The following is a 4,022-nucleotide window of genomic DNA, read 5'->3' as shown; positions in this document are numbered from 1 at the left end:
CGTCAACTACAAGGGCAGACCCATTGCTTTATACATTGGGCCGGGCGCGCATGTAAAAAACATCAATGTCTTGAACGGCGCGTTTATCCATGGCGACATCATTTCCCGATGGACCCCCGCCGCCTTTTCTTTGCCTGGTTCATTATCAAATTACATGACCGATCTGACCTTCGGCCGTATGGCTGACAGCGACGGCAAAGCCCTGGCCGGTTCATCGGATACGGATTTTCGCCTGCGTTACCGGGGCAATATTCTGGGGGCGGAAAGCATTAACGTGAGCCTTGCAGGGGGTGAATTGAACTATGCGGGGACCATGCGGGTTCACTCTTTCAGAATGGACAACCAAACCCGCCTGTTAACCGAATTCAACAACGGCAACGCCAGCATCATTGAAGCAGGGGACAACGTGACCCTGGCTTCAGGATCTGCCATCGGCTTTGCACCTTCCCCCTTTAGCTATGGCCGCCAACTGGCCCAGGGGGGCAATGCCGTGCTGCGATTCACACAAAGCATGCCCACAGACCCCGCTCTTCTCCCCTCGGCCGGTAATTTTTCTATGGGCGCTTTTGACTACCAATGGGACGGACTATACTGGGATGCGCCCACGGGTGCTCTTATGGTCAACACCACGAGGGCAGCCTTCAACGATATGCGGGGCGGCACTGACGCGCGTAACGCGCAACTGGCCCTGACAGCGCGCGCACCCGGTCTGGACGCCGTGGGAACGCGCATGGTCAGGCGATTTGGCAGCGTTGGAGCACAAAGCACGGCGCTGTCACTTCTGGGTACACCGGAGGCCAACACGGGGACATTCTGGTCGCAGGAGCAGCCCTTCGCCACAAGTACCGGATTTGCCCGCGATCCCATAAAGACAGGCGCCAGCCCGGCTGCCGCTTCTGTCAACTGGCTCTCGCTCAGCGATGGCGGATGGGAGGCTGGCACACCCCGCGGGGGCGTGTGGGTGGCCCCTTCGTATAGTTACCTGAGTCATCAGGGCGACAGCAGCTATACGGTGCAGGGAGCCAGCGTCACCTTTGGTTTTGACCATTTTTTTACCGAAGTTTTATACATGGGGCTGGCTTTGTCACTGGACTACCCCCGGTACGACAGCGACAACGCGGAAGTAAACGGCAGCGGCGCCACCGGCATTTTTTACGGAGGCATGTTGTTGCCCCTGGACGTTGAGGTCGGCTTCAATGCCTCCTACGGCGGCATGTATTTTAAACAGAAACGTACTGTTCACCAGAGTGAATACCATAGCGACTATAACTCCAAAACTCTGAACTTCGGCACCAGCATCGGACGGCGCTTCGCGCCATCTGAAAATTACGCCCTGCGCCCTTTTGCAGATTGGAACTATTTTTATAGTGAAAATTCATCGCACTCCGAAAGAGCCGACATTTACGGTCTGGAATACGAAAGTGTCCGCAATGCCATTCACCGTTTACAGGCTGGGTTGGAGGGGGTGTGGGCCACTGACGACATGCACCTGGGCCTCAAAGCTTACTGGTCTGGCCTGCGCGGTGATACAGGGGGTACGTCGGCTTCATCCTTCGTGCTGGATCCGGAAGCCAACCGCTTTACCGCGCCGGTGGACGGCCTGGACAGAGACAACCTCGGCCTGGGAGTCAGCGCGGGCGTTCGCCTGGGCGGCGGCACGGAACTACGCCTGGAATATTCGCTGCTGGCGGGTAAAACTACTACGGCGCATCAGGGCATGGTGGGTCTGCGTTATGACTTTTAAGACGCTCTGCCTTCAGCAGAATCCCGCTGACTTGCACATGATAAGTATCGCGTAGCGTAGTCGACCCTGGCTGGAGTTTTTTGCTAAACCCGTCCACGATGGCAAACATGAAGAAATCTTGACTTTTCAGAGTGCCAGATCATCAATATCCTCAAAGAGGTTGAAGTTGCTGACACGGCCAAGGAGATCTGCCGTGAGTACAGCAACGCTACGCGCTACGCCTGGAGAGTAAATTCGGTGGTATGGAAGTCTCTGCCATCAAGCGTATGCGAGAGCTTGAGTACGAAAACGTTCGGCGTAAGCAGATGTTCGCTGGATTGAGCCTAGAAAACCGTACCTTGGAGGATATTATTGCAATGGGGCAATATGCTTTGCGTTTCAAATCTGCATTGTTTCTGTCCTGGTTGATGTAGCTTGGGTACATGCATCCCGGCCCTGCCGGAAAACGTCAATGGGCTTCTCGACCTGTGCCCGTCCCTATCCATGCTGCTGGCCTTCCGGCACGGATACCCTGTGTTTCGCCGTAGTGATAAAGAGGATCCCTGTTCATATAAAATCGGCAGCAGTTTACACTCCTGACATGCACTATCTGCCATCACCTTTCTGGAGGTACCAATGTCTCCGTTCAAGTTTATTCTACGCCTTGCCATATCCGGAATGGTAGCGTTCGGGCTAACCGCAACCACTGTGTATGCCCAGACCGACCCGTTGCCTTCCTGGAATGACGGGCCTGCAAAAAGCGCAATCCTCGAATTCGTGGCGCGTACCACAACTGCCGGCAGTCCCGACTTTGTCCCGGTTGAAGAACGTATCGCCGCCTTCGACCAGGACGGTACACTCTGGGTCGAGCAACCGGCCTATGCCGAATTTCAGTTCATTTTCGACAGGATCCCCGCTCTGGTAAAAGCCCATCCAGAACTGGCGAAGCAGCCCGTCTTTAGCGCGATTCTGTCAAAGGACGCTGCCAAGATCGGCGCACTCAGCCAGCGCTCGCTTATCGAAGCGGCGGTGCTGGCCTTGAGCGGCATGACGCCAGAAACGCTCAGCAAGGAAGTCAATGACTGGCTCAAGACCGCACGCCACCCGCGCTGGAACAGGCCGTATATTGATATGACCTACCTGCCCATGCAGGAGGTACTGAAGCTTTTACGCGCCAACGGCTACCGCACATTCATTGCAACAGGGGGCAACGCGGGCTTCGTTACTCCCTACTCACAGCAGTTTTACGGAATCCCGCCCGAGCAGGTCGCAGGCAGCTCGCAGCAGCTTGAATTCAAAATTGTTAATGGAAAGCCAAAGCTGATTCGCACCCCGAAGCTGGCCCTGGACAATATGGAGGCCGGTAAGATTGAGAATTTTCACATGATTTATGGGCGCACGCCTCGTGCCCAGTTCGGCAACTCTTCGGCTGACGACCAACAGGCGCTGCAGTATGTCAAAAACAGCCCCGGGCTTCGCCTTTCTGTCGCAATCCTGCATGACGATGCCGAACGCGAATACGCCTATGGCCCTGCCCAAGGCTTGCCGTACAGCGCAATAGGGACATTTTCCCAGGAAATGTACGATCTTGGAAAAAAAGAAGGGTGGGTGATCGTGAGCATGAAAAAAGACTGGAAAAAGATTTTCGCATTTGAAAAATAACGTTGCGGTAGCAGCGACACTAAAACTCCTCACCAGTCGCACTCCTGTCGCACCATTCCTATCCAAGCCCGGCTTTGCAGCCCCCTGCAAGGCCGGGCTTCTTTCAATATCAAATATTTTCTTGTAACCCATTTTAAAAATAGCTTTTACCTGCTGGTGGCCCGGGTGCAAAGATATTTACATCCCGAGCAGTATGAATCTTTATGTCCTCTTGCCAACGGTTTGCTTTTACCTCACGCGGCCCTGGCAGTACGCCAAAATGACGGGTCCGAAAGCCGTAACGACAAATACATGTCATTCGGCCTGTACTTTCATTTACGGCAATGGAACACCGCCGCCCCAATACAGGTCCGACCGAAAACTTTCTTCGCGCATGGTATCGACAAGGTTGACGTTGCCCGTCGCAATCACGCGCATGCCCGGAACCGGAGCCGCCGCTGCAAGCAATGTGGCAGACCGATCGCACGGATCCCTGAACGACTGGCGCTCAAGCACCGGCACCTTAAAAACGCGCAGGGGATCAATGCGGGCCTTTCTGCGGAGCAGCCATCTGAAGGATTCGACCTGGTCCAAGGTGCTACTGTAATCCGCACAAACAGGAAAAGCCCTTTACGCTCTGAGCATAAAGGGCTTTCAA

At 54.8% G+C, this 4,022-nt stretch carries 3 protein-coding genes and 1 pseudogene; 3 read left to right on the top strand and 1 reads right to left on the bottom strand.

Annotation, left to right across the window (positions count from 1 at the left end; genetic code table 11):
* The first annotated feature begins 154 nt into the window (after positions 1-154).
* From QZ377_RS12485 to QZ377_RS12475, 3 genes and pseudogenes are all read left to right on the top strand, one after another.
* The gene (locus QZ377_RS12485; RefSeq protein ID WP_291441555.1) at positions 155-1,744 is read left to right on the top strand and encodes an autotransporter outer membrane beta-barrel domain-containing protein; all 1,590 of its coding nucleotides are present in this window, start codon (positions 155-157) and stop codon (positions 1,742-1,744) included.
* A gap of 138 nt (positions 1,745-1,882) precedes the next feature.
* Positions 1,883-2,097 (top strand): annotated as a pseudogene (locus QZ377_RS12480) (IS3 family transposase); the annotation flags it as partial.
* A gap of 262 nt (positions 2,098-2,359) precedes the next feature.
* A complete protein-coding gene (locus tag QZ377_RS12475) occupies positions 2,360-3,385 on the top strand; it encodes an HAD family hydrolase (protein ID WP_291441553.1) in 1,026 nt (341 codons plus the stop codon).
* Between the two features lie 315 nt (positions 3,386-3,700).
* Here the strand turns inward: QZ377_RS12475 and QZ377_RS12470 are convergent, their stop codons facing one another.
* The gene (locus tag QZ377_RS12470) at positions 3,701-3,958 is read right to left on the bottom strand and encodes a hypothetical protein (RefSeq protein ID WP_291441551.1); all 258 of its coding nucleotides are present in this window, start codon (positions 3,956-3,958) and stop codon (positions 3,701-3,703) included.
* Positions 3,959-4,022: the final 64 nt, after the last annotated feature.

The sequence above is a fragment of the Desulfovibrio sp. genome (genome assembly GCF_019424165.1).
In the GTDB taxonomy this organism is placed as follows: domain Bacteria; phylum Desulfobacterota; class Desulfovibrionia; order Desulfovibrionales; family Desulfovibrionaceae; genus Desulfovibrio.
This window is presented reverse-complemented; position numbering and strand designations above follow the sequence as displayed.

Bases quoted from the DNA above. Each gene is read 5' to 3' on its own strand.
- QZ377_RS12485 (WP_291441555.1), top strand. From the start codon at position 155: ATGACCGATCTGACCTTCGGCCGTATGGCTGACAGCGACGGCAAAGCC.
- QZ377_RS12475 (WP_291441553.1), top strand. From the start codon at position 2,360: ATGTCTCCGTTCAAGTTTATTCTACGCCTTGCCATATCCGGAATGGTA.